The sequence below is a fragment of the Mycobacterium sp. TH-M106 genome, from assembly GCF_057473765.1.
Window position 1 is genome coordinate 1 of the sequence record NZ_JBYCLE010000095.1, and the last position, 3,567, is coordinate 3,567.

Annotated in this window: 1 protein-coding gene and 1 pseudogene; both read right to left on the minus strand. The window is 65.9% G+C overall.

The features are described from left to right. A pseudogene (locus tag AC2VOP_RS03140) lies at positions 1-1,178 on the minus strand (DNA-directed RNA polymerase subunit beta'); the annotation flags it as partial. Between the two features lie 55 nt (positions 1,179-1,233). Then, the coding region (rpoB, locus tag AC2VOP_RS03145) for a DNA-directed RNA polymerase subunit beta (RefSeq protein ID WP_486959619.1) at positions 1,234-3,567 on the minus strand (2,334 nt) is incomplete at its 5' end.

Consider the following 3,567-nt stretch of genomic DNA (forward strand, 5'->3'; position numbering starts at 1 on the left):
CCGGTCACCGGCCGGCCCCGACGACCGTTGTCGAACAACGCGTCCACCGACTCCTGCAGCATCCGCTTCTCGTTGTTGACGATGATCTCCGGAGCACCCAGGTCGATCAGCCGCTTGAGCCGATTGTTGCGGTTGATCACCCGGCGGTACAGGTCGTTGAGGTCACTCGTGGCGAACCGGCCGCCGTCGAGCTGCACCATCGGCCGCAGCTCGGGCGGGATCACCGGCACCGCGCCCAGCACCATGCCCATCGGCGAGTTACCCGACTGCTGGAACGCCGCAACCACCTTCAGCCGCTTGAGAGCGCGAAGCTTCTTCTGCCCCTTGCCGTTCTTGATTACGTCGCGCAGCGACTCGGCTTCGGCGTCGATGTCGAAGCTCTCGATCAGCTTCTGAATCGCCTCCGCGCCCATCGCGCCGGTGAAGTACTCGCCGTAGCGGTCGACCAGCTCGCGGTAGATGTTCTCGTCGACGATCAGCTGCTTGGGCTCCAGCTTGGTGAAGGTGTCCCAGATGTGCTCCAGCCGGTCCAACTCTCGCTGGGCACGGTCGCGAATCTGGCGCATCTCCCGCTCGCCGCCGTCGCGAACCTTGCGTTTCACATCGGCTTTCGCGCCCTCGGCCTCCAGCTCAGCCAGGTCGGCTTCCAGTTTCTGGGCGCGTGCCTCCAGGTCGGCGTCGCGGGCGTCCGCGACCGTCTTGCGCTCGACGGTCATCTCGGCCTCGAGGGTCGACAGCTCGTTGTGCCGCATCTCCTCGTCGACGGCGGTGATGACGTAGGCCGCGAAGTAGATGATCTTCTCGAGGTCCTTGGGCGCCAGGTCCAACAGGTATCCCAGCCGGGACGGCACACCCTTGAAGTACCAGATGTGGGTGACCGGCGCGGCCAGCTCGATGTGGCCCATCCGCTCCCGGCGGACCTTGGCGCGGGTCACCTCCACGCCGCAGCGTTCGCAGATGATGCCCTTGAAGCGCACCCGCTTGTACTTGCCGCAGTAGCACTCCCAGTCGCGAGTCGGTCCGAAGATCTTCTCGCAGAACAGGCCGTCTTTCTCCGGCTTGAGCGTGCGGTAGTTGATGGTCTCGGGCTTCTTGACCTCACCGTAAGACCATTGCCGGATGTCCTCCGCGGTGGCCAGGCCGATGCGGAGCTCGTCGAAGAAGTTGACGTCGAGCACGTAACTCCCTTTCCCCTTGCGGGTTTAGTGAACTATTTAAGGAAAACGGACAGGTCTACGCAAGATCCTCGACAGACGCGGATTCGTTGCGGGACAAGTTGATCCCCAGGTTTGCCGCTGCGCGTTCCAGGTCCTCGTCTTCGCCTTCGCGCAGCTCGATCGCCGCACCGTCCTTGGCGAGCACCTCGACGTTGAGGCACAGCGACTGCAGCTCTTTGAGCAGCACCTTGAACGACTCGGGAATGCCCGGTTCGGGGATGTTGTCTCCCTTGACGATCGCCTCGTAGACCTTGACCCGCCCGACGGTGTCGTCGGATTTGATGGTCAACAGCTCCTGCAGCGTGTACGCCGCGCCGTAGGCCTGCATGGCCCAGCACTCCATCTCACCGAACCGCTGGCCGCCGAACTGCGCCTTACCGCCCAGCGGCTGCTGGGTGATCATCGAGTACGGGCCGGTGGAGCGGGCGTGGATCTTGTCGTCCACCAGGTGGTGCAGCTTCATGATGTACATGTAGCCGACGGTCACCGGATACGGGAAGGGCTCACCGGACCGGCCGTCGTAGAGCACCGCCTTACCGGTGTGGTCGACCAGGACGTCGCCGTCGCGGTTAGGCAACGTGGAGGCCAGCAGGCCGTGCAGCTCCTCTTCCTGGGCGCCGTCGAACACCGGGGTGGCCGTCTTGGTCTCCGGCCCTACCGACAACAGCTCGGCGGGCAGCCGCTGTGCCCACGCCGGAACGGCGCCAGCGGCGTCTTTCTCGACGTTCCAGCCGGCCTTGGCGGCCCAGCCGAGGTGGGTTTCCAGGATCTGCCCGATGTTCATCCGCCGCGGCACCCCGTGGGTGTTCAAGATGATGTCGACCGGGGTGCCGTCCGGCAGGAACGGCATGTCCTCGACCGCAAGGATTTTGCCGATCACACCCTTGTTGCCGTGCCGGCCGGCCAGCTTGTCGCCGTCGGAGATCTTGCGCTTCTGCGCCACGTAGACCCGGACCAGCTCATTGACCCCGGCTGACAGCTCGTCGTCGTCCTCGCGGGAGAACACCCGGATGCCGATCACCTTGCCGGACTCGCCGTGCGGCACCTTTAAGGAGGTGTCGCGGACCTCGCGGGCCTTCTCGCCGAAGATCGCCCGGAGCAGCCGCTCTTCGGGGGTCAGCTCGGTCTCACCCTTGGGCGTGACCTTGCCGACCAGGACGTCGCCGTCGCGGACCTCGGCGCCGATGCGCACGATGCCGCGTTCGTCGAGGTCGGCCAGCACCTCGTCGGAGACGTTGGGGATGTCGCGGGTGATCTCCTCGGCGCCCAGCTTGGTGTCGCGGGCGTCGATCTCGTGCTCCTCGATGTGGATCGAGGTCAGCGTGTCCTCTTCGACCAGACGGTTGGACAAGATGATCGCGTCTTCGTAGTTGTGGCCCTCCCAGGGCATGATCGCCACCAGCAGGTTGCGGCCCAGCGCCATCTCTCCGTCGTCGGTGCACGGGCCGTCGGCGATCACCTGGCCCGCCTCGACCCGCTCGCCGGCGTCGATGATCGGGCGCTGGTTGGCGCAGGTGCCGTGGTTGGATCGGTTGAACTTACGCATCCGGTAGGTCTGCCGGGTGCCGTCGTCGGCCATCACGGTGATGTAGTCGGCGGACACCTCCTCGATGACGCCTCCGGAGTCGGCGACGACGACGTCACCGGCGTCGATCGCGGCGCGCAGCTCCATGCCGGTGCCGACCAGCGGCGCCTCGCTGCGCACCAGCGGCACCGCCTGACGCTGCATGTTGGCGCCCATCAGGGCGCGGTTGGCGTCGTCGTGCTCCAGGAACGGGATCATTGCGGTGGCCACCGACACCATCTGTCGCGGCGAGACGTCCATGTAGTCCACCTCGGAGGAGGACACGTACTCGACCTCGCCGCCCTTGCGGCGCACCAGCACTCGCGCCTCGGTGAATTTGTCGCCATCGGCGGTGTGCTCAGTCGGCGAGTTGGCCTGCGCGACGACGTGTCGATCTTCCTCGTCGGCGGTCAGGTACTCGATGTCGTCGGTGACCACGCCGTCTTTGACCTTGCGGTACGGCGTCTCGATGAAGCCGAACGGGTTGACCCGGGCATACACCGACAGCGAACCGATCAGGCCGATGTTGGGGCCTTCCGGAGTCTCGATCGGGCACATCCGGCCGTAGTGGCTCGGGTGCACGTCGCGGACCTCCAGCCCGGCGCGTTCCCGGGACAGCCCGCCCGGGCCCAGCGCCGACAGCCGGCGCTTGTGGGTCAGCCCCGACAGCGGGTTGTTCTGGTCCATGAACTGACTCAGCTGGCTGGTGCCGAAGAACTCCTTGATCGCCGCCACGACCGGGCGGATGTTGATCAGGGTCTGCGGCGTGATGGCCTCGACGTCCTG